Annotated in this window: 14 protein-coding genes; 9 read left to right on the forward strand and 5 right to left on the reverse strand. The window is 72.7% G+C overall.

Features of this window, described 5'->3' with window-relative positions:
• The first annotated feature begins 157 nt into the window (after window positions 1-157).
• The 7 genes from AC069K_RS02175 (at window position 158) to AC069K_RS02205 (ending at window position 9,131) form a co-directional block, all read left to right on the forward strand.
• Complete coding sequence (locus AC069K_RS02175; RefSeq protein WP_478611211.1) at window positions 158-1,249, forward strand: glycosyltransferase; 1,092 nt, start codon at window positions 158-160, stop codon at window positions 1,247-1,249.
• Complete coding sequence (locus AC069K_RS02180) at window positions 1,246-2,316, forward strand: glycosyltransferase (RefSeq protein WP_365111278.1); 1,071 nt, start codon at window positions 1,246-1,248, stop codon at window positions 2,314-2,316. Before AC069K_RS02175 ends, AC069K_RS02180 begins: the two co-directional genes overlap by 4 nt.
• The gene (locus AC069K_RS02185; protein WP_478611214.1) at window positions 2,313-3,332 is read left to right on the forward strand and encodes a glycosyltransferase; all 1,020 of its coding nucleotides are present in this window, start codon (window positions 2,313-2,315) and stop codon (window positions 3,330-3,332) included. Before AC069K_RS02180 ends, AC069K_RS02185 begins: the two co-directional genes overlap by 4 nt.
• Window positions 3,317-4,132 carry a glycosyltransferase family 2 protein gene (locus AC069K_RS02190; RefSeq protein ID WP_478611217.1) on the forward strand — a complete coding sequence of 272 codons (816 nt, stop codon included), beginning with the start codon at window positions 3,317-3,319 and terminating at the stop codon, window positions 4,130-4,132. The genes AC069K_RS02185 and AC069K_RS02190 overlap by 16 nt, the downstream gene beginning before the upstream one ends.
• A 229-nt stretch (window positions 4,133-4,361) precedes the next feature.
• Complete coding sequence (locus AC069K_RS02195) at window positions 4,362-6,587, forward strand: catalase (RefSeq protein WP_478611220.1); 2,226 nt, start codon at window positions 4,362-4,364, stop codon at window positions 6,585-6,587.
• 317 nt (window positions 6,588-6,904) lie between these two features.
• Entirely contained in the window at window positions 6,905-7,792 is an 888-nt protein-coding gene (locus AC069K_RS02200) for an SDR family oxidoreductase (RefSeq protein ID WP_478611222.1), read from the forward strand.
• Window positions 7,793-7,892: 100 nt separating this feature from the next.
• Window positions 7,893-9,131: an FUSC family protein gene (locus AC069K_RS02205; RefSeq protein WP_478611225.1), complete on the forward strand. Its 1,239-nt coding sequence runs from the start codon at window positions 7,893-7,895 to the stop codon at window positions 9,129-9,131.
• Between the two features lie 75 nt (window positions 9,132-9,206).
• On the opposite strand, the gene AC069K_RS02210 is transcribed toward AC069K_RS02205, so the two are convergent.
• The 3 genes from AC069K_RS02210 to AC069K_RS02220 form a co-directional block, all read right to left on the reverse strand.
• Window positions 9,207-9,752, reverse strand: a complete 546-nt coding sequence (locus tag AC069K_RS02210) for a hypothetical protein (RefSeq protein ID WP_478611228.1) — start codon at window positions 9,750-9,752, stop codon at window positions 9,207-9,209.
• A gap of 285 nt (window positions 9,753-10,037) precedes the next feature.
• On the reverse strand, window positions 10,038-11,042 hold the full coding sequence (locus AC069K_RS02215) for a MerR family transcriptional regulator (RefSeq protein ID WP_478611231.1): 1,005 nt from the start codon (window positions 11,040-11,042) through the stop codon (window positions 10,038-10,040).
• A 3-nt stretch (window positions 11,043-11,045) separates the two neighbouring features.
• A complete protein-coding gene (locus tag AC069K_RS02220; protein ID WP_478611234.1) occupies window positions 11,046-11,717 on the reverse strand; it encodes a HEAT repeat domain-containing protein in 672 nt (223 codons plus the stop codon).
• Between the two features lie 215 nt (window positions 11,718-11,932).
• Here AC069K_RS02220 and AC069K_RS02225 point away from each other — a divergent pair, with 215 nt between their 5' ends.
• Window positions 11,933-12,604 carry a class I SAM-dependent methyltransferase gene (locus AC069K_RS02225; RefSeq protein ID WP_478611237.1) on the forward strand — a complete coding sequence of 224 codons (672 nt, stop codon included), beginning with the start codon at window positions 11,933-11,935 and terminating at the stop codon, window positions 12,602-12,604.
• A gap of 53 nt (window positions 12,605-12,657) precedes the next feature.
• On the opposite strand, the gene AC069K_RS02230 is transcribed toward AC069K_RS02225, so the two are convergent.
• Together AC069K_RS02230 and AC069K_RS02235 are read right to left on the reverse strand one after the other, a co-directional pair.
• Window positions 12,658-15,234, reverse strand: a complete 2,577-nt coding sequence (locus AC069K_RS02230) for a SpoIIE family protein phosphatase (RefSeq protein WP_478611240.1) — start codon at window positions 15,232-15,234, stop codon at window positions 12,658-12,660.
• 76 nt (window positions 15,235-15,310) lie between these two features.
• Entirely contained in the window at window positions 15,311-19,900 is a 4,590-nt protein-coding gene (locus tag AC069K_RS02235; RefSeq protein ID WP_478611243.1) for a HAMP domain-containing protein, read from the reverse strand.
• Between the two features lie 482 nt (window positions 19,901-20,382).
• Here AC069K_RS02235 and AC069K_RS02240 point away from each other — a divergent pair, with 482 nt between their 5' ends.
• Entirely contained in the window at window positions 20,383-21,810 is a 1,428-nt protein-coding gene (locus AC069K_RS02240; protein ID WP_478611246.1) for a hypothetical protein, read from the forward strand.
• Window positions 21,811-21,879 lie beyond the last annotated feature (69 nt).

The raw sequence follows: 21,879 nt of genomic DNA on the forward strand, positions 1-21,879 counted from the left end.
TGGCGCACTCCCGTACGTCGGCCCGTGGACGTGCCGTGTGCCACGACGACCCCGCCCCCTCCCACCCGGCCCTCCGCCCACATGCGGTATCCGGTGACGCTCAACAGACTGGACAGGGGAGCAGGCGCCGCCTGCTCCGCACCAGAGGAGTGTCACCGTGCCCGACCGAGCTTCTTCCGCCCGAGCCCCCGGCGAGATCCGGGTCGCATCCGTGCCCGCGGGCCATGTGTACGTACGGCACTGTTCCGCGCCCGAGGACGACGGTGTCAGGCGGCTGACGGACCCCCGGCCCAACGGCGCGCCCAGCACCTCGCAGCGCTGGTGGCCGCCGGTCATGCTCGACCCGGACTGGGTGAGTGCCCACCACAAGGACTTCGACGTCTTCCATCTGCACTTCGGGTTCGACGCCCAGAGCCCCGCCCAGCTGTCCGCCCTCGTGGACGCGCTCCGGCGGCACGGCAAACCCCTCGTCTACACGGTGCACGACCTGCGCAACCCTCATCAGCTCGACCCCGCGACCCATGACGCCGCCCTGAACGTCATCGTTCCGGCCGCCGACCGCCTCATCACGCTCACCCCGGGCGCGGCCCGGACCATCAGCGACCGCTGGGACCGGACGGCGACCGTGCTGCCGCACCCCCACGTGGTGGAACTGCCGCGGCTGAACCGCCCCAGACCGCCCCGCGACCGGTTCCGGGTGGGAGTGCACGCCAAGAGCCTGCGGCCGAACATGGCCGTCCTGCCCGTCGTCCGCGTGCTCGCCGACACCGTGGCCGAGCTCGCGGACGCGGAGCTCCAGGTGAACATCCACCGGGAAGTCGCGGACCCGGCCGCCCGCGCCCATGCGCCACAACTGATGGACGAGCTCAGGGAGCTGGAGCGCGGGAGGCGTCTCACGCTCGCCATCCACGACTACTTCGACGACGACCAGCTCTGGGACTACCTCGCGTCGCTCGACCTGTCCGTGCTGCCCTATCTGTTCGGTACGCACTCGGGGTGGCTGGAGGCGTGCCACGACCTGGGCACCGCGGTCGCCGCCCCGGACTGCGGGTTCTACGCGGAGCAGCGCCCCTGCCTCACGTACGGGCACACCCAGGAGGGCGGCCTGGACGAGGAGTCGCTGCGCAAGGCGGTGCTGCGGGCGTACGAGGAGAGGCCGGCGCCCCGGGCGACCGAGCACCACCGCACACGGGAGCGCACCGAACTGGCCGCCGCCCACCGGGCTCTCTACGCGCGCCTGCTGCGATGAGCGCGTTGCGGGTGGCCCTCATCGCGTCGGCGCGCTTCCCCATCAAGGAGCCGTTCGCCGGGGGCCTCGAAGCACACACCTGGGGTTTGGCGCACGCCCTGACCCGGCGCGGGCACCGGGTGGAACTGTTCGCCGCGCCCGGCTCGGACCCCGCGCTCGGAGCACGCGAACTGCCCGTGCGCCGGGCGGTGCTGAGCGCCGCGGCGCGCTCGGACGCCAGTATGCCGAGCACCACGTGGATGGAGGAGCACCACGCCTACCTGGGGCTGATGCTCGATCTGGCGCGGGACGGCGAGCACCGTTTCGACGTGGTCCACAACAACAGCCTGCACTACCTGCCGGTCGCGATGGCGTCGGCCCTGCGGGTGCCGGTGATCACCACCCTGCACACCCCGCCCACCCCCTGGCTGGAATCGGCCATCCAGACCCATGACGTGTGCCCGGTCGTCTTCACCGCCGTCAGCCGGTCCACGGCCAGCGCCTGGCGGCCGATGGTGCCCGAGGCGCTGGTCGTACGCAACGGCATCGACACGGACTTCTGGACGCCCGGCCCGGGCGGGACCGGACTGGCCTGGTCCGGACGCATGGTGCCGGAGAAGGGGCCCCATCTCGCCATCCGGGCCGCCCGCGCGGCCGGGGTGCCCCTGAAGCTGGCGGGACCCGTCTCGGACGAGCGGTACTTCGAGGAGGAGGTGGCGCCGCTGCTCGACGAGGGCGTCGCCGAGTACGTCGGCCACCTCGACCGCAAGGAGCTCGTCGAACTGCTCGGCACGTCGGCCGCCGCCCTGGTGACACCCGGCTGGGACGAACCGTACGGTCTGGTGGTCGCCGAGGCGCTGGCCTGCTCCACACCCGTCTGCGGCTTCGACCGCGGCGCCCTCGCGGAGATCCTCACCCCGGAGTGCGGGCTGCTGGCACCTCCGGGAGACGTCGAGGCGCTGGCGGAGCTCATCCCCCGGGCGATGCGGCTCGACCGGCGTGCCGCCCGCGCCAGGGCCGAGCGGTTCTGCTCCCTGGAGCACACCGCCGACGCCTACACCGCCCTGTACCAGGAGGTGACGCGGTGATCGGCTACTACGTCCACCACCAGGGCCGCGGCCACCTCCATCGCGCACAGTGCATCGCCGCCCAGGTGGCGGAGCCGGTCACCGTCCTGTCCTCGCTGCCCCGGCCCGCCGAGTGGCGCGGACCGTGGGTCCCCCTGCCGCCGGACACCGCCGACGATCCCGTCGACCACACCGCCCGAGGACGTCTGCACTGGGTACCGCTGCACCACCGCGGCCATCGCGAACGCATGGGGCGCATCGCCGAGTGGATCAGGGCGGAGCACCCCGCGCTGTTCGTCAGCGACGTGTCGGTGGAGGCCGCCACCCTGGCGCGGCTCATGGGAGTCCCCGTCGTCGTCGCGGCCATGCGCGGCGACCGCCGCGACGAGGCCCACCGCCTGGGCTACGACCTCGCGGACGCCCTCCTCGCGCCCTGGCCCCACACCCTGCCCGAACCGGGCTGGCCCGCGCACTGGTACGCCAAGACCGTGCACACCGGAAGCATCTCCCGCTACGACCGCCGGCCCCGCCCGGCGGCCGGCGGCGACCGGGCACGGACCCATGGCGAGGTCGTCGTGATGCTCGGCGCGGGCGGCGCCGACGTCACCCCCGCGGACCTGCGCGCCGCCGCCCGGGCCACCCCCGGCTGGTCCTGGACCGTCCTCGGCGGCGCCGGCGCGGCCTGGACCGAGGACCCCTGGCCGGTGCTGTGCCGCGCGAGCGTCGTCGTCACCCACGCCGGGCAGAACGCCGTCGCGGAGTGCGCCGCGGCGCGCGTGCCGACCGTCGTCATCCCGCAGGACCGCCCGCACGGGGAACAGCACGCCACCGCCCGAGCCCTGCGAGCGGCGAACCTGGCGAGCGTACGGGAGACCTGGCCGAGCGCCGACGCGTGGCCCGCCCTGCTCGCGGAGGCGGTCGCCCGCCCCGAGCGCTGGGCCCACTGGTGCCCCGGCGACGGCGCCGAGAGGGCCGGACGCCTGCTCACCGAGCTGGCCGCCCGCACGGGAAGGCAGGCCGCGTGCGTACCGCGGTGATCACCCTCGCCGCCGGCCGCCACACCCATCTGCTCCTCCAGCAGGACGGGCTCGCCCGGGGCACCCGCGCCCCGGACCGGTATGTGATCGTCTCCATGGGCGATCCCCGGATCGCGCCCCTGACCGCCGGACGCGAGCCCGCGCCGGACGTGGTCACCCTGCCGCTCGCCGACGGGCGCCTGCCCCTGGCCGCCGCCCGCAACGCCGGGGCGGCGCGCGCCCTGGAAGGCGGCGCGGAGCTGCTGGTCTTCCTCGACGTGGACTGCGTACCCGGCCCCACCCTCCTGGAGCGCTACACCGGCGCCGCCGAGGACGGCGCCCTGCTGTGCGGCACGGTCGCCTATCTGCCGCCGCCACCGCCGGAGGGCTACGACCTGGCCGGACTCGCCGGCCTTGCCCCACCCCACCCGGCGCGCCCGGCCCCCGCCGAGGGGGAGCTCCTGCGCGGGGGAGACCCGCGGCTGTTCTGGTCGCTGTCGTTCGCCCTCACCGCCCGTACGTGGAACCGCGTCGGGGGCTTCTGCGAGTCCTACAGCGGCTACGGGGGCGAGGACACCGACTTCGCCGCCGCGGCGGCGGGGTGCGGGGTGGACCTGTGGTGGGTGGGCGGCGCGCCCGCGTACCACCAGCACCACCCCACCCACGATCCACCGGTCCAGCACCTCGACGACATCCTGCGGAACGGGGCGCTCTACAAGCGGCGTTGGGGGAGCTGGCCCATGCTGGGGTGGCTGCGGGCCTTCGAGGCGCTGGGACTCGCCGTGTACGACCCCGGCGCCGACGCGTGGCACAAGCGGTGAAGGGCCTCGGCCCGGCGCCGGATGCCGGGCGCGGGGATACGCACGCCCTGCGCGGAACCGGCGGCACCGGACACCGCGGAGGCGCGCGGCCGGGCGGCCCGGGCCCGAGAACCGGGCAGATGCCATGGACCTCCGGCGGATGTGGGTGACAACCGCCGGTAGCCCGTTTGAGGTCCGCCGTCCAGCGGTCATGGCTGAGGTGTCCTGACGACCGTCCTTGGGAGAGAGCATGACGACCGAGCACCCCACCCCCGACTCCGACGGCCTGCCGGGCAGGCCGGGACCCGTGTCGCCGCCCGTCGCCGAGCCGACCCGGCCCGCCGAGCCGCTGCCGCCGAAGGCCGACCAGCAGGGGCCGGAGACCGTGAGCCCGACCGGTCAGGCCACGGGCGCCGACCCGGCGCGCACGGCGCAGAGCGGCGCGTACCTCACGACGGCCCAGGGGACGCGCCTGTACGACAGCGACCACTCCCTGAAGGCCGGGGCACGCGGCCCGGTCCTCATCCAGGACCACCATCTGCGGGAGAAGATCACCCACTTCGACCACGAACGCATTCCGGAGCGGGTGGTGCACGCGCGCGGGGCCGCCGCGCACGGGGTCTTCCAGGGCTACGGCACCGCCACCGAGGTGTGCCGGGCGGCCTTCCTGGCCAAGGACGTGGAGACGCCGGTGTTCGTCCGCTTCTCCACCGTCCTGGGGTCCCGCGGCTCGGCCGACACCGTGCGGGACACCCGGGGGTTCGCCACCAAGTTCTACACCGATGAGGGCACCTTCGATCTCGTCGGCAACAACATCCCGGTGTTCTTCATCCAGGACGCGATCAAGTTCCCGGACATCGTCCACGCCGCCAAACCCCACCCCGACCGCGAGATCCCGCAGGCCCAGAGCGCCCACGACACGTTCTGGGACTTCGTGTCCCTGCACACCGAGGCCACCCACCACACCCTGTGGAACATGTCCGACCGCGGCATCCCGCGCTCCTACCGGATGATGGAGGGCTTCGGGGTCCACACGTTCCGCCTGGTCGACACCGGCGGGAAGAGCGTGCTCGCGAAGTTCCACTGGAAGCCCAAGCTGGGTGTGCACTCCCTGGTCTGGGAGGAGGCGCAGCTCATCAACGGGATGGACCCGGACTTCCACCGCCGCGACCTCTTCGACGCCATCGAGGCGGGCGCCTTCCCGCAGTGGGAGCTCGGCATCCAGGTCTTCCCCGACACCCCCGACCAGACGTTCGAGGGAATCGACCTGCTGGACCCCACCAAGATCGTCCCCGAGGAGATCGCGCCGGTCCAGCCCATCGGCCTGATGACGCTGAACGCCAACACGAAGAACTTCTTCGCCGAGACCGAGCAGGTCGCCTTCCACCCCGGCCACCTGGTACCGGGCATCGACGTCACCGACGACCCGCTGTTGGCCGGCCGGCTCTTCTCCTACCTCGACACCCAGATCAGCCGGCTCGGCGGTCCGAACTTCGCGCAGATCCCGATCAACCGGCCGCACGTCCCCGTCAACGACATGCTCCGGGACGGCATGCACCAGACCGCCGTGCACACCGGCGTCGCCCCCTACCGGCCCAACAGCCTGGACGGCGGCTGCCCCTTCCTCGCGGGCGCCGACGCGGGCGCCTATGTCGAGACCCCGGTCCGCGTCCCGGAGGCGAGCAAGGTCCGCGAGGCGCCCGCCTCCTTCGCGGACCACTTCACCCAGCCCCGGCTCTTCTGGCTCAGCATGAGCGCCCCGGAGCGCGAGCACATCATCGCCGCCTACACCTTCGAACTGAACAAATGCTTCGAACAGGCCGTCAAGGAACGTGCCTTGCGGGTGCTGGCGAACATCGACACGCAGTTGTGCGAGAAGGTCGCCGAGGGCCTCGGTCTGCCGGCGCCCGAGGCCACCGTGCCCCTCGCCGACGCCACCCCGAGCCCCGCCCTGTCCCAGCTGGGAAACACCTGGCCGCCGGACGGGCGCGTGGTCGGCATCGTCGCCGACGACACCGCCCACCTCGACGGCGTACGCGGTGCGCGGCAGGCCGTGCTGGACGCCGGGATGGTTCCCCTGGTCATCGCACCGACCGGCGGCGTCCTGGACGGCGGGGGCGAGCCGGTCGCCGTCCAGCGCACCTTCGCCACCGCCCGGTCCGTCGAGTACGACGCGCTCCTGTTCGCCGGAACGCCCCGGCCGGGCGCCGACGCCTACGGCGCGCGGGACGCCAAGGCCGGCTCTCCCGCGCCCCAGGGGCCCGACCCGCGTGTGCTGTTGCTGCTCACCGAGGCGTACCGGCACGGCAAGGCGGTCGGTGGCTGGAACGACGCCCGGGGGCTGTTCGAGGCCTCCGGCATCGGCGCGGACGAACCCGGGGTCGTGGTGAGCGACAGCGGCCCGGCCGCCGTGCAGAAGATCGTCGAGGCGCTGGCCGAGCACCGCGCCTGGGACAGGTTCCCGGCCGCCGTCTGAGCACGCCGCGGTGGGTGCCCGCACAGCCGGACCACCGGCGCGGGCACCCACCGCGTCCGCCCGCCCGCCCGTACGACGGGGCGGGCCTACGCCCGCGCGTACCCCGCCTCCCCGCACACGACTCGTCCCCATCCCCGGGCGGTACGCACAGGCATACATGCGCTCATCGGGGTACCTGATGCGTATTCCAGCCATGACCACCCCGGGGCGGACCGAGCGAGCCCACGGGTCGTGCACGACGCCGGCGACGCGCGCCGCGCCGGGACGGCCCCGAGGCGTTCGTCCGCGAGCCGCCCCTCTCACGAAAGGCGCCCTCCATGACCGACCCGACCCGCCCGCAGGACCCGACCGACAAGCACCCCCGGCCCGACCTGCCCCAGCAGGAGCAGCAGCACCCCGGCTGGACCGGCCCGATGGACCCGCCGCCGGACCACGGTGAGCAGTCGTACCGGGGCAGTGGCCTGCTGACCGACCGCAAGGCGGTCCTGACCGGCGGTGACTCCGGCATCGGGCGGGCCGTCGCCCTCGCCTACGCCCGTGAGGGCGCCGACGTGCTCTTCACCCACCTCCCCGAAGAGGAGGAAGACGCCCGCGAGACGGTACGTCTGGTGGAGGAGGCGGGACGCCGGGCCGTGGCCGTCGTCTGCGACATCCGCGAGGAGCAGCAGTGCCGGGACCTGATCGACCGGGCCGTCGCGGAGTTCGGGCGCATCGACGTGCTGGTCAACAACGCCGCGTACCAGATGGCACAGTCCGACGGCATCGAAGCCATCACCACCGAGCAGTTCGACCGCGTCCTGCGCACCAACCTGTACGGCATGTTCTGGCTGACGAAGATGGCCGTGCCGCACATCCCGGCGGGCGGATCCGTCATCAACACCACCTCGGTCCAGGCCTACCAGCCCAGCCCGCACCTCCTCGACTACGCCATGACCAAGGGCGCGATCGTCACCTTCACCAAGGGCCTGGCGCAGATGCTGGCCGAACGCGGGATCCGGGTCAACGCCGTCGCCCCGGGGCCGGTGTGGACGCCGCTCATCCCGGCGACGCTGCCCGACACAGCCGAGTTCGGCAAGCAGGCTCCGCTGGGGCGGCCCGCGCAACCCGCCGAGATGGCACCGGCGTACGTGTTCCTCGCCTCCGAGCACGCCAGTTTCATCACGGCCGAGATCCTCAACGCCACCGGCGGTTCGCCGCTTCCGTAGCGGCGGTCGGGCGGACGGGACACGGCGGACGGGACGGGCGGATCCCGCCGTCGGCCGCGGAGAGCGCCTGAGCGGCGGAGTGCGAGCACGGGATGGAACGTTGAAAGATCTGCGCCAGGCCTCCCTCCAGTGGTGGCAGTGGGCAACCTGGGAGTGCGCGTCGGTGTTCCGGTCGGCGCGACGAGCGCTGGGCGGGCCGGGACCCGAGCGGGACACCGCCGTCCAGGCCCTGAAGGCGGCCGCGGCCGCGCTCATCGCCTGGGCACTGGCGGGCTGGTGGTGGAAGGCGCCGATGGCACTGCTGGCACCCTGGACGGCGCTCCTGCTGGTGCAGAGCACCGTCTACCGCTCGCTCAAGACAGCGCTCCAACAGTTCGTGGTCGTCGTGGTGGGCACGCTGCTGGCGGCCGGCGCCGGTCTGCTGATGGGCAACACCATGCTGGCCATGCTCGTCGTGCTGCCGCTGACCATGCTCTTCGGCTCGTACGCCCGGTTCGGCACCCAGGGCCTCAACGCACCGACCGCCGCCCTGTTCGTCCTGGTCTACGGAACGTACTCGGGCTTCGAGATCCTCCACCGCTTCCTGGAGACCCTGCTGGGCGCGGTCATCGGGCTCACGGTCAACGCGCTCGTGCTGCCTCCGGTGCACTCCCGCAGCGTGGGCCACCTCCGCGCCCGGCTGCCCGAGGAGAGCGCGGCGCTGCTCGGCACGGTCGCGGACGGGCTCGGTGACGGCGGCTTCTCCCGCGAGGACGCGCGGGCCTGGCACGACCGGGCGAGGCGGCTCACCGACCACGTCACCGATCTGCGCACGGCCCGCCGCTGGTCGGACGAGAGCTACCGCTTCAACCCGGGCCGCAAGCTGCGCCGCTCGGCACCGGTCCCGCCGGCCGCCGAGTGGGACTTCGTCTGGGACCGCATCACCAGCCATGTCGAGGCGATCACCCGGACGCTGGCCGAGGCGACGGGCGGCCGGCCCGACGGCCCTGCCCTGCCGGACCCGGCGCCCGGCATCGTGGCCCGGCTGCTGCGTGCGGCCGGCGACGTGTGCGCGCTCGACGACACGGCTGAGTACCGCCCGGCCCGCGAGGCGGGGGACGGCGACGACGAGCCCGGTGAACGCGACCGGGACCGCGACCGGCGCGAGGCGCTGCGCAGCGCGTACGCGGCGCAGAACGAGCTGACCTCCCTGTTCCGCGAGCGCGGCGACGCACGGCAGGACGTCCTCGCGGCCGTCACCGCGGACACCATCCGGCTGCTCGCGGACCTGTCGACGATCGCGGGAGGGGACCCGGACGGCGAGGCGGACCGGGCGGACACCGACGCGGCCGGGGCGTAGGGCGGGGGAGCGCGGGAGGCGGGCCCCAGCGGGGACGGTCCCGCTGGGGTCTCCTGTCCTCTGCTACACGCCTGGTCAGGCGTGCGGCGCAGCGGCCGGCAGCTCTGCGGCGGGCAGCTGCGAGGTCGTACCGAGCGGCACCGTCAGGCCCGGCAGCTCACTGACGGGGGCCGCCGGGGCGGAGGGGTGCTGAACCCCCGCGGGGTTCGCCGGAGCGGCCGGCTTGGCCGGCGTGTTCTCCATGGAACCGGTCTGCTTGGGCGTCTCCTGCGTGCCGGGGGCCGCCGGGGTGTTGGGCGTGTGCGGCGTCTGGGCGGCGGGGTCGTGCGCGGCCGGCTTGGCCGGCATGTTCTCCAGGGGCGCCGCCGGCTTGGCGGGCATGTTCTCCGTGGGGGCGCTCGGCTTCGCCGGCTGTTGTGTGCCGTTCGGCGGGGTCACGGGCGCGGCCGGCGGTAGCGGCGTCACCGGGGGCGTGGGGTTGGGGTCTTCGGCGGTCGCGGTGGCGGGGGTGGTGGGCGCGTGCGTGGTGGCGGCGGCGGTCGGCGCCGCGGCGATCACCCCGGCTGCGGCGAGGAGGGCGAGCGGCCACAGCGGACGACGGTGACGGGGAAGCAGATGCACGGTGGAACACCTTTCAAGTACCGTAATGCCCCAGTTGGGGCCTTTCATTGCCACTCAACACCTCTGCGGCGTTCTTCGCTTCTCCGGTGTGTCATACGTGCCATGCCCCCAAGAAGTCGCGTTCTGGCGGCAGTAGCCCGACTGGGGTAACGGCGCGGCCCGTCACCACCGCTGCTTCCGCACCTCGCAGGACGCACCTGCACGGCCTGGTCCCCGCAGTTCTCGTCCACACGGGCTCCGGCCGGCTTCTTCCGCCTCCGCGAGAAACCGTGCGGGCCGGCTCGGTCATCCCGCGTCGCGCAGCCGCAGCAGATACGTCGCGGTCAGCGCGACGGCACGGTCCTCGTCATCCGACAACTCCGCGAGGGCGCGTGACGCCGTCGTCCCGGGGATGCCCGCCAGCGCCTGGGTCAGCCGCCCACGGGCCGGCTGGTGCGTGAGGTCGAGGGCCAGACGGCCGACGAGCAGGGCCGCGATCCGGTCCGCCCTCGCGGTGTCGCTCGCCAGCACGCTCAGGGCGTCGGCGGCGTCGGTGTCGTTCCTGCCCTCCACGATCATGTCGACGAGCACCGGCACCGCGTCGGCCACTCCGCTCGCCCCGAGCGCCAGAGCCGCGCACCCGCGGACCGCCGGATCGGAGTGCGCCAGAGCCTCCCGCAGCCGGTCGGTCGCCTCGCCCCCGGGCAGCTCGGCGAGGGACCGGACGGCACGTTCCCGTACGGCCGCCACCGGTGAGGCGAGGCCCCTCACCAGCAGGTCCGGGGCGCCGCCGCCCGCTCGCGCCAGCGCCCAGCGCAGGGCCCCGGCGACATGCGGATCCGTCTCGCTCAGTACCGCGTCGACCAGGGCCTCGACCGGCACCGCCACGTCGTCGGCCGAGGAGAGGGCCGCGCGCTGGCGGGCGCCTGCGCTCTTCGACCCCAGCGCCTGGAGGAGCGCGACGACCTGGAGGACGTCCTCCCAGCCGTCGGGTTCCGCGGCCTCGATCCGGGACAGGCGCGTGAGCAGTTCCGTCTCGGCCGCGATACGGGTACGTGTCTGCTGGATGAGGTCCCCGACGAGCGCCGAGGGCGTGGAGCCGGGGTCGTCGAGCGCGCGCCCGATGTCCCGCAGCGACAGCCCCAGCGACCGCAGGCTCTCGATCTGGAAGATCCGCCGGATGTCCGCGCCGGAGTACTCCCGGTACCCCGAGCCCGTACGCCCCGAAGGGCGCACCAGCCCGAGCGACTCGTAGTGCCTGAGCATGCGGGCACTGACCCCGGACCGTCGCGCCACCTCACCGATCAACACGTCTCATCTTCCCTCCTGACGGTCCTCGCCGAGGACCACCACGCGTTTCGCCTCCTCGATGGCGAACCCGAATCCGGCGTCCGGGTCGCGCAACAGCCGCTCTGTGGCGAGCGCGTGAGCACGTACGCGCGGGTCGGGGCCCGTCATCGCCGCTCGCAGCGCCGGCACGATCACCTCGTCCAGCGCGACCAGCGCCCGGCTCAGACTCAGCTGCGTCTCGCGGTCACCGCGCCCGAGCTGCGACACCAACACCTCGGCCAGCGCGGACTCCTCGCCCTCCGGCACGAGAACGACCCCGGCCCGCCACGCGGCCCGCGCCACCTCCTCGTCCGCGTCGCACAGCAGCGCCCGGGTGACCGCGGGCCAGGCCCGCCGGTCTCCGATCTTGGACAGGGTGTGCAGCGCCTGGCTGCGGGCCTGCGCCCGCTCCGAGCGGACCGCGCGCAGCAGTGCGGGCAGGGTCAGGGACACGTGGTGGCGGGTGAGCGCCCACGTCAACATGTCCCGGACGAAGAACTCCGGCTCGCTCGCGCAGCGCTCGACGAGTGCGTCGACGAAGCGCCGGTCGGGCGCCGTCCCCACCGCCAGAGCGGCCCGCAGCCGTACGGACGAGCGGGCGTCCGCCAGCGCCTGGAGTGCTCGGACCACGTCGGTGTCCTGGTGTGTGATCGTCATGGGACCACCTCCTCGGCAGACAGTGAAGGGCTTGTCACCGTGTCAAGGTCAACCAGAGGGGGAGCGGCGCGGTGGTGTCACGGCGGGCGGACGCGTCCTCGCGGGCGGGGTGCGCGTCACGGAGGAGCTGACCCGAGAACCGGGTACCCGGGACCGGCGCTCCCCCGACCGTCGCCGCCGCTTCCCACATCCGCGTACCGCCATAGGGTTGGCGGATGCGCGCACACCGTATCGACCGCCCCGCCGATCTCGACGAGGTCCGTGAGTCCTATGACCGCGTGGCCGACAACTACGCCCACATGGTGCTGACTACGGGGATCGGCGACATCCGGACCGGACATCCCTGGCTCAGGGCGTCCATCGACGCCTTCGCCGACGCGGTGGGCGGGCTCGGGCCCGTCCTCGACGTCGGCTGCGGGCCCGGAACGGTGACCGCCTACCTCGCCGAGCGCGGCCTGGACGTGTCGGGCGTGGACCTCTCTCCCCGCATGATCGAGAACGCGCGCCGCCTCCACCCGGAGTGCCGCTTCCGTGTCGCCTCGGCCACCGAACTCGACCTGGGCGAGGCGACCCTGGGCGGGGTGCTCGGCTGGTGGTCGCTGTTCAACCTCCCCCGGGACGTCCTTCCGCAGGTACTCGCCCAGTTCGCCCGCGCGCTGAAGCCGGGCGGCCACTTCATCACCGCGACCCACGTCGGCGACGAGGACGTGGAGCGCACGGAGGCGTACGGGGGTGTGCCGGTGCGCTGGACGACGCACAAGTGGCGGCCGGAACCGCTCGTGGAGCTGATCGAGGAGGCCGGGCTGCGTACGGTCGCCGAGCTCCGGCTCCCGGCGGACGAGCACACCGGGCCGGGCGTGGTCGTCCTGGCCAAGCGGCCCGGCTGAGGAGCCGTGGCCCCGTGTGGCCCTTCCGAGGAAGGGCCACACGGGCGCGGTGGTCAGGCCGACGGCTCCTCAAGGACCTCGATGCCGATGAGGCAGGTGTCGTCGTCGGTGTCCGACTTGCTGTAGGTCAGCAGTCGGTCCAGGCGCTGGCTGAGGCCGTCGACCGGGGTCTGGGCGTTGGTCAGCAGCTGGGTGAGGGATTCCTGCATCGCGGTGTCGCGCCGCTCGACGAGGCCGTCGGTATACATCAGCAGGGTGTCGCCCGGCTCCAGTTGCACCTCGTCCTCTTCGTAGTCCGCCTCCGGCAGCGCTCCCAGCAGGAGGCCCCCGGTGAGCGGCAGGGCGCTCGCCCGGTCCGAGCGGACGAGGACCGGAGGGAGGTGCCCGGCCCGGGCCCAGCGCAGCGTACGGGTGGAGGGGTCGTACAGGGCGCAGACCGCGGTGGCGGTGACCTGGTCGGTCAGATGGTGGGCGACGTTGTTGAGCCAGGACAGGAGCTGGCCCGGACCGGCCCCCGTCATGGCCAGACCGCGCAGGGCGTTGCGCAGGACCACCATGCCGGTGGCCGCGTCGATGCCGTGGCCCGCGACGTCGCCGACGCACAGCAGGATGTGCTCGGAGGGCAGGACGACGGCGTCGTACCAGTCGCCGCCGACGAGCGCCTCGGACTCGGCGGGCCGGTAGCGCACGGCGACCTGGAGCCCCGAGACCTGGAGCGGGCCGTGGGCCGGCGGCATGATGGCGTGCTGGAGTTGCAGCGCCAGCCGGTTGCGTTCGGCGGACTCCTGCGCGGTCTGGGCGAGTTGGTCGCGGGTGGCCGCAAGGGCGACCTCGGTCCAGTGCTGGGCGGAGATGTCCTGGTAGGCACCCCGGATACGGAGCAGGTGCCCCTCGCTGTCCAGGACGGGTTCGGCGACGATGCGGATGTGCCGGGTGACTCCGTCCGCGCGCTGGAGCCGGAAGGCGACGGTGGAGGAGCGCTGGTGGAACAGCACGGTGCGCAGGAACCGGCCGATGGCGATGGCGTCGTCGGCGTGGGCGTGCGCGGCGAGGTCCTTGAGGGGGACGGGGCCCTGCGTGAGGGGCCGCCCGTGCAGGGCGTACAGCTGGCTGTTCCAGGTGATCTCGCCGGTGGCGAGGTCCTCCTCGAAGCCGCCGATGCGGCCGAGCCGCTGGGCGTGCTGGAGCAGGCTGGCCAGACGGGCGGTCTCGTCCTCGATGCGCCAGATCACCAGCAGACTGCTGCCGTGCCGGGTGACACTGATGTCCGCGACGACCTGCAACGGCACCTGGTCGACGAGCGTGGTGAGCGCTATGCGCTGGACGCGCAGGGGCTCACCGGTGGCGTAGACCCGCTCCATGTGGTTGTAGAGGTCGCTGCCCCCGATGGCCATGGGGTAGGTCTCCAGCAGCAGTCCGCCGTTGAGGGCGCTGCGCGGGCGGCCGGCCGGGTCCTTGAAGTGGACGTTGGCGTGGTGGATGCGGAAGTCGGCCAGGCTGCCGTCGGTGTTCAGGTGCGGCGTGAGGACGAGGGCCGCGTCGTGCAGTCCGTCGGACAGGTCGACCAGTTCGGCCGCGGCCGGGTCGTGACCGGCGGAGCGGGGCACCGAGGGCGAGGTCGTGGGCAGGCTCTCCAGGGTGTGGGCGCACAGCTCGGCCAGCGCCTCCAACTGCCGCTCGACCGCCTGGGGGAGCGGGGGGAGGGGCCGGGGCCAGCAGATCTCCAGCACGCCGTGGATGCGGCCGCCGGTACCGGCGCAAATGGCGACCCGGCCGCCCTCGGGGCAGCTCGGCTGGCCGATCGACGGCATGGACGCCACGGATTCGAGGTGCACGGTGGTACGGCTCGACAGGGCCTGGCGCGCCACGGTCGCCACGCCGGGCGGTACGTAACGCCACCGCTCGGCTTCCTCCCTGCTGAACCCGGCGTGGCCGCTGAGGGCCAGGGAGCCGTCGCGGCCCGCGGTCCACACGGCCACGGCGACGGCCTCCAGGGGGGCCAGCGCGTGTTGCAGCAGCGATTCCGCGACCGCCTGGGTGTCGTCGGCGGCCAGGGCCGCGCTCTCCGCGGTCCGCAGCCGTACCGCCACCGAGGTGGCGCTGTCCGCGTCGGTGTCCGCGTCGCTGTCCGAGGCCGTGCGCCGTACGAAGTCGGCGGCGATCTGGGCGACCTGGTCGCGGGCGGCCTCGTTGATGATGTCGGCGGCCAGTTCCAGCTCGGACATGCCCGCCTGTTCGGCCAGCTCGGCGAGTTGGCGTGCGGCCTGGGCGGGTCCGCAGTGCAGCCGCTCGATCATGACGCCCTTGGCGAGTTCGACCAGGGCGCGGCCCTCGACGGCGGCCCGCGCGGCCTGCACCTCGGCCCGCAGCCGCTCCACGGTGGCGGCCAGCCGGCCCACGGCCTCGCCGCCGTCCTGGCCCACGGCCGGGGCGGGTGTGTGCGGGCGCCTCGGCGCGCTCTCGGTGACCGCCGTCGACGGCTGCGGACCGTCCGCGGACGCGGCGTCCTTCTGCGTCGGCACCGCCACCGCGGTGGATGCGGAAGTCGGCTGTGGCGTATCGGAGCCGGGGGACACGTCCTCACCGCTGTGGGGTTCGGCGTGGCCCCCGGTCTGCTCGCTGACACTCATCGCGCGAGGGACTCCTTGGTGTCAACGACGGACGGACGAAGACGGCCGGGAGTGGCCCGGCGGACGGGTGCGGGCCTCACTTCTCCCCCAGCCAGTGCCGGATGCACGCCAGGAGGTCGTTGGCGTCCACGGGCTTGGTGATGTAGTGGCTGGCGCCGGAGGCGAGGCTCTTGTCGCGGTCCCCCGGCATCGCCTTGGCGGTGACGGTGATGATCGGCAGGTCCACGTACTCGGGCATCTGCCGGATCTCGGAGGTCGCGGCGTAGCCGTCCATCTCGGGCATCATCACGTCCATCAGGATCAGGTCGATCTCGGGATGGGCGCAGAGCGTGTCGATTCCCTTGCGCCCGTCCTCCGCGTGCAGGACGCGGATGCCGTGCAGCTCCAGGATGCCGCTGATGGCGTAGAGGTTGCGGGCGTCGTCGTCGACGACGAGGACCGTACGGCCCTTGAGGGTCTCGTCGACGCCGTCGACCTCCTGATGGCGTGGCTTGTCGCCTCTGACCAGCGCGATGACATCGCCGGGCTGCTCGGCGGAGAGGTGCAGCACGATGCGTTCGCGCAGTTCGTCCAGGCTGGAGAGGACCTCCAGCGGGCGCTCGGAGGCCCGGGCCTGGAGCGCGTGCTCCTGCTCCGCGTTCAGCCGCTGGCTGTTGTGGGCCAGGACGGGCACCTGACGCAGGGCGGCGTCGCCGTCCATGGCGTCGAGGAACGTCCACGCCTCGCTGTTGGCCATGTCGACGTCGAGGACGACGCAGTGGAAGGGGTCGGCTGCCAGCGCCGCGGCCGCTTCCTGCGCGCCGACCACGGTGATGACCTCGTGGCTGTGCTCACCCGGCAGCTCCGGGCTGTTCTCCAGGTTGGCGACCGCGCTCTCGGCGACCAGGGACAGCAGGCCGCGCTGACGGTCCTCGATCACCAGCAGCCGCCGGGGACGGCGGTCGGGCACATCCGCCGCGGCCGGGGGCAACTGCCGCTGCTCGGCGGAGGACAGGCCCCTCACCGCGTCCTCGGCGGCGGCCAGCGCGTCACTGCCGGTCACCTGGGCGAGCAGGTCGCCGGACGAGACCGGCAGGTACAGCGTGAACGTGCTGCCCAGCTCGGGCGTGCTCTGCGCGGTGATGGCACCGCCGAGCAGATGGGCCATCTCCCGGCTGATGGACAGCCCCAGGCCCGTGCCGCCGTGCTTGCGGCTGGTCGTGCCGTCGGCCTGCTGGAACGCGCCGAAGATCGCCTCCAGATGCTGGGCCGCGATGCCGATACCGGTGTCCTTGACCCGGAAGGCCACCACCGGGCAGCCCTCGTCCACCGCCGGCGGGATCTCCGCGTCCCGGGCCACCTCGATGGACAGCTCGACACTGCCGTACTCGGTGAACTTGACCGCGTTGGAGATCAGGTTGCGCAGCACCTGCCGCAGCCGCGAGTCGTCCGTGAACAGCTCGGCCGGCACGCCCGGAGCGGTGGTGATGGTGAAGCCGAGGCTCTTCTGCGTGGTCATCGGACGGAACGTCGCCTCGATGTCGTTGAGCAGGGGGCGCATCGGGACCCGCTCGGGGTTGATGTCCATCTTGCCCGCCTCGACCTTCGACAGGTCCAGGATGTCGTTGATCAGCTGGAGCAGGTCCGAACCCGCCGAGTGGATGATGCCCGCGTACTCGACCTGCTTCGGGGTGAGGTTGCGGGTGTGGTTCTGCGCGAGCAGCTGGGCCAGGATCAGCAGGCTGTTGAGCGGGGTGCGCAGCTCGTGGCTCATGTTGGCCAGGAACTCCGACTTGTACTTCGAGGCGAGGGAGAGCTGCTGGGCGCGGTCCTCCAGCTCCTGGCGCGCCTGCTCGATCTCCAGGTTCTTCGCCTCGATGTCACGGTTCTGGGAGGCGAGGAGCTGCGCCTTGTCCTCCAGTTCCGCGTTGGAGCGCTGGAGCTCCTCCTGCTGGACCTGGAGCTCCTCGGAGCGGGCCTGCAACTCCGCGGCCAGACGCTGGGACTCGTCCAGCAGCTCGTCGGTGCGCGCGTTGGCGAGGATGGTGTTGACGTTCGCGCCGAGCGTCTCCATGAGCCGGTCGAGGAAGTCGCGGTGGATGTCCGTGAACGGGGTGAAGGCGGCCAGCTCGATCACGCCGAGCACCTGCTCCTCCACCACGATGGGCAGGATGATCAGACCGCCGGGCGTCGCCGTGCCCAGACCGCTGGAGATCCCGATGTACTCGGCGGGGACGCCGTCGGCGGCGATGACGCGGCGGCTGCGCGCCGCCTGTCCCACCAGCGACTCGCCGGGCTTGAACCGGTCGTGACCGGTGAGGCCGACGGGCCGGCCGTAGGAGCCGACGAGCGTCAACTGGGTGCCGTCCGGCGTCTCTTCGGCGAGGTAGAAGGCGCCGTACTGCGCCGACACCAGCGGAGTGAGCTCGTCCATGACCAGCTCGGCCACCACGGCGAGGTCCCGGTGGCCCTGCATGAGCCCGGAGATGTGGGCCAGGCTCGACTTGAGCCAGTCCTGCTCCTCGTTGGTCCGGGTCGTCTCGCGCAGCGAGCCGACCATGGCGTTGATGTTGTCCTTGAGCTCGGCGACCTCGCCGGAGGCCTCCACCGTGATCGAGCGGGTCAGGTCGCCCTCGGCGACGGCGCTGGCGACCTCGGCGATGGCGCGGACCTGCCGGGTCAGGTTCCCGGCCAGCTCGTTGACGTTCTCCGTCAGCCGCTTCCAGGTGCCGGAGAGGCCCTCGACCTCGGCCTGCCCGCCGAGCCGCCCCTCGCTGCCCACTTCGCGGGCGACGCGGGTGACCTCGGCGGCGAACGAGGAGAGCTGGTCGACCATCGTGTTGATGGTCGTCTTGAGCTCCAGGATCTCGCCCCGGGCGTCGACGTCGATCTTCTTCGTCAGATCGCCGTTGGCGACGGCGGTCGTCACCTGGGCGATGTTGCGGACCTGCCCGGTGAGGTTGTTCGCCATCGAGTTGACGTTGTCGGTCAGGTCCTTCCAGGTGCCGGCGACGTTGGGCACCCGCGCCTGACCGCCGAGCCGTCCCTCGGTGCCGACCTCGCGGGCCACCCGGGTGACCTCGTCGGCGAACGCGGAGAGGGTGTCGACCATCGTGTTGATCACGCCGGCGAGCGCCGCGACCTCGCCCTTGGCCTCGACGGTGATCTTCTGCGAGAGGTCGCCGCGCGCGACGGCGGTGGCCACCTGGGCGATCGAGCGGACCTGGCCCGTCAGGTTCGACGCCATGACGTTGACGTTGTCGGTGAGGTCCTTCCAGGTACCGGAGACCCCCCGCACGGTCGCCTGTCCGCCGAGGTTGCCCTCGGTGCCGACCTCGCGGGCGACCCGGGTGACTTCGTCCGCGAACGCGGACAGCTGGTCCACCATCGTGTTGATGGTGTCCTTCAGCTCCAGGATCTCGCCACGGGCGTCCACCCGGATCTTCTGGGAGAGGTCGCCCTGCGCGACCGCGGTGGTGACCTCGGCGATGGAGCGGACCTGGGCGGTGATGTTGTCCGCCATGACGTTGACGGACTCGGTGAGGTCCTTCCAGGTGCCGGAGACTCCCTTGACGTCCGCCTGGCCGCCGAGCCGTCCCTCGGTGCCGACCTCGCGGGCGACGCGGGTGACTTCGTCGGCGAAGGCGGAGAGTTGGTCGACCATCGTGTTGATGGTGTTCTTCAGCTCCAGGATCTCCCCGCGCGCGTCCACACCGATCTTCTGCGACAGATCGCCCTTGGCCACGGCGGTGGCCACCTGGGCGATGGACCGCACCTGGGCCGTCAGGTTGCCGGCCATGAAGTTCACCGAGTCGGTCAGGTCCCGCCAGGTGCCCTTGACCCCCTTGACGTCGGCCTGTCCGCCCAGACTGCCCTCGGTGCCGACCTCGCGGGCGACGCGGGTGACTTCGTCGGCGAACGCGGAGAGTTGGTCGACCATCGTGTTGATGGTGTTCTTCAGCTCCAGGATCTCTCCGCGCGCGTTCACGGTGATCTTCTGGGAGAGATCGCCCTGGGCGACCGCGGTCGTCACCTGCGCGATGTTGCGGACCTGGTCGGTCAGGTTGCCGGCCATGAAGTTGACCGAATCGGTCAGATCGCGCCACACCCCGCCGACTCCGGGCACCTGGGCCTGGCCGCCGAGCTGTCCCTCACTGCCCACTTCGCGCGCGACGCGGGTGACCTCCGCGGCGAACGAGGAGAGCTGGTCCACCATCGTGTTGACGGTGTCCTTCAGCTCCAGGATCTCTCCGCGCGCGTCCACGTCGATCTTCTGCGAGAGGTCGCCGCGCGCCACCGCCGTCGCCACCTGGGCGATGTCGCGGACCTGCGTGGTGAGGTTGCCCGCCATGGCGTTGACCGAGTCGGTCAGGTCCGCCCAGGTGCCCGACACCCCCGGCACGTCGGCCTGTCCGCCCAGCGTGCCCTCGGTGCCCACCTCGCGGGCCACCCGGGTCACCTCCGAGGTGAACAGGGAGAGCTGGTCGACCATGCCGTTGAAGACGGTGGCGATCTCGCCCAGCAGGCCGTCCGCGTCGTCCGGCAGCCGGGTGCCGAAGTCGCCGTCGCGTACGGCTGTGAGACCGGCGAGGAGCTGACGCAGCTCCGGCTCGCCGACCTTCGCGGCGGCACGCGGCGACTTGGCCCGGGTCACCGGGCGTGACGTCTCAACCGACGTCTCAGGCATGACAACCTCGTTCCAACGCTGGCGGTACGACATGGTGGGGTGCCGTAGAGCCGTACCGGCGCTGAACCTTCACACACCGGCGAACCCCCGACTGTTTCCGTGAGGAAACTGTGTACAACGATACCCGCCGCCCATAAGTGGGAAGGTGATCCAAGAGGTTCTTGTGACCGGTGGTGAAAACGGCGGGGCGCGTTTGTGACCAGCCCCGTTTGCCCCTTTCTCGGGACTTGAATCACGTCACTCCCGTGACCTGGACCACACTTTGCCGTCAACGGCCGTTCGGGAGGGCGAAATGCCCACCTATGTCGTCATGTGAGCAAAGGTGACGGACCCGTCACCGGAAGCGTCCCCTCAGAGGAGGCGCCGCGGTGCGGTGCGGCGATTTTGTGGTGGCAGACCACCATCGCGGTGGCTACGATGCCGGTGATGAAGAACTTCTCCTCGTACGGATTGGGGGAATCGTTCGCGCAGGGTGAGTGCTGATGGCACCTCGCTCCGCGCATCCGATTCCGGCCCGCCTTCTGATGTGGCAGCGCGTACGTGAGTACGCCGTGCCACCGTCCATGATCGAGACTGCCACCGCACGGCGTGCGGTCGGTGACTGGGCGGGCGCCTGCGCCGCCGCCCGGCTCGACGTCGATCTCGATCCGTACGCCGTGCGCGCCCGCCACGGCACCGAACTGCTCACCCGCCTCCGCGCGGATCTGCGGCGCCTGGCGCCCGATCTGCTCCGCTGGAACATGCCCCGGATCGCCCCCGATGGGCGGCTCCGGCCCGGGCTCACCCTCTCCTTGGCCCGCTACCGGGCTCCCGGCGGACCACCACTGCACCTGGTGGTACGGACACCACCGGCCCGGGCGGACGCGGGACAGCGCATGTCGCTGGCCCTGTGGGAAGGGACCGCGCACGCCGCCCCTGGCTCCCACCCGCACCCGCACCCCCGCCCCGATCGCCGCTTCCGGCTCGACCTGCACCGCCACCTGTGGGACGCCGAGCGCGCCGGCGAGTTGGCGCTGCGCTGCGGCGCGGACGGATCCCCCGTCCCCGACTCGCCGTGGGTGGTGGCCCGTTGGGCCGCCGAAGCGGAGCTGCTGCTGCGGGCCGAGGGACGTCCTCGCGGGGCCTTCACCGTGCGGCTCGGTGCGCAGAGCCGTGCCGTACTCGAACTCGTCGCCCCCGACGACAGCCACGTCCCGGTGGCGCGGCCCCTGCGGGAAGCGCTGCCACCGCAGGACATCGCGGCGCTGCCGGTCCTTCCGGAGGCGGCGGCCCGGGTCCTCCCGGACCTCGAACTGCTGCGCGCCGGGCTGGTGGCGGCCGAGCGGCTGCACCCCCTCGTCGCCGCGGCGCTGCCACAGCCCGGCCCGCCACGGGCGGCCGCTCCCCAGCCCGGCCCCGGTGATCCGCACCGGGTGGAGTGCCGGGGCGCGGTCCACCGGATCGCGCTGCGGGACGGCGTGCTGACGGCGATCGACCACGACCCGGCCCAACTGCGCCGGGAGGGGCTGCTGGTGGCCCTCGGCGGCCCGGCGCTGCCGTGCCTGCGCGCGATCGACGCGGTGCACCGCAGCCCGGAGGCACTGCCCGCGGTACGGGAGCGGCTCGCCCACGGCGATGTCACCGGGGCACTGGCCGTGATCGAGGGGCTGCTCGGTCCCCATGCCGTCCTGCCCGGCGGGCCGCTGCGCGAGGAACTGGAGTCGGCCGCGGCCCGCCGCGTCGACCACGGGCTCTTCCGCGCGGGTCTGGACACCGTCCGCCCCACCGCCGGTGCGGCGGCGGAGGACGAAGCCTCCCGTACGGGACACGCCGACGCGGACCGCCGCTCCCGGATCGACCGCCGTACGCCTCCCTCGGTGCGCGCCAAGCGGACCAACCGCGCCCGGCCCCGCACCGGCCTGACCGCCTGACCGGCACCCCCGCCGAAGTCCCGCTCCCTGCTCCTCCCGCGCGTTCCGCGCCGCATGCCTCCACGACCT

This window comes from Streptomyces sp. NPDC043908, from assembly GCF_056435525.1.

Bases quoted from the DNA above. Each gene is read 5' to 3' on its own strand.
- AC069K_RS02180 (WP_365111278.1), top strand. From the start codon at position 1,246: ATGAGCGCGTTGCGGGTGGCCCTCATCGCGTCGGCGCGCTTCCCCATC.
- AC069K_RS02195 (WP_478611220.1), top strand. From the start codon at position 4,362: ATGACGACCGAGCACCCCACCCCCGACTCCGACGGCCTGCCGGGCAGG.
- AC069K_RS02200 (WP_478611222.1), top strand. From the start codon at position 6,905: ATGACCGACCCGACCCGCCCGCAGGACCCGACCGACAAGCACCCCCGG.
- AC069K_RS02220 (WP_478611234.1), bottom strand. From the start codon at position 11,717: ATGACGATCACACACCAGGACACCGACGTGGTCCGAGCACTCCAGGCG.
- AC069K_RS02225 (WP_478611237.1), top strand. From the start codon at position 11,933: ATGCGCGCACACCGTATCGACCGCCCCGCCGATCTCGACGAGGTCCGT.
- AC069K_RS02230 (WP_478611240.1), bottom strand. From the start codon at position 15,234: ATGAGTGTCAGCGAGCAGACCGGGGGCCACGCCGAACCCCACAGCGGT.
- AC069K_RS02235 (WP_478611243.1), bottom strand. From the start codon at position 19,900: ATGCCTGAGACGTCGGTTGAGACGTCACGCCCGGTGACCCGGGCCAAG.
- AC069K_RS02240 (WP_478611246.1), top strand. From the start codon at position 20,383: ATGGCACCTCGCTCCGCGCATCCGATTCCGGCCCGCCTTCTGATGTGG.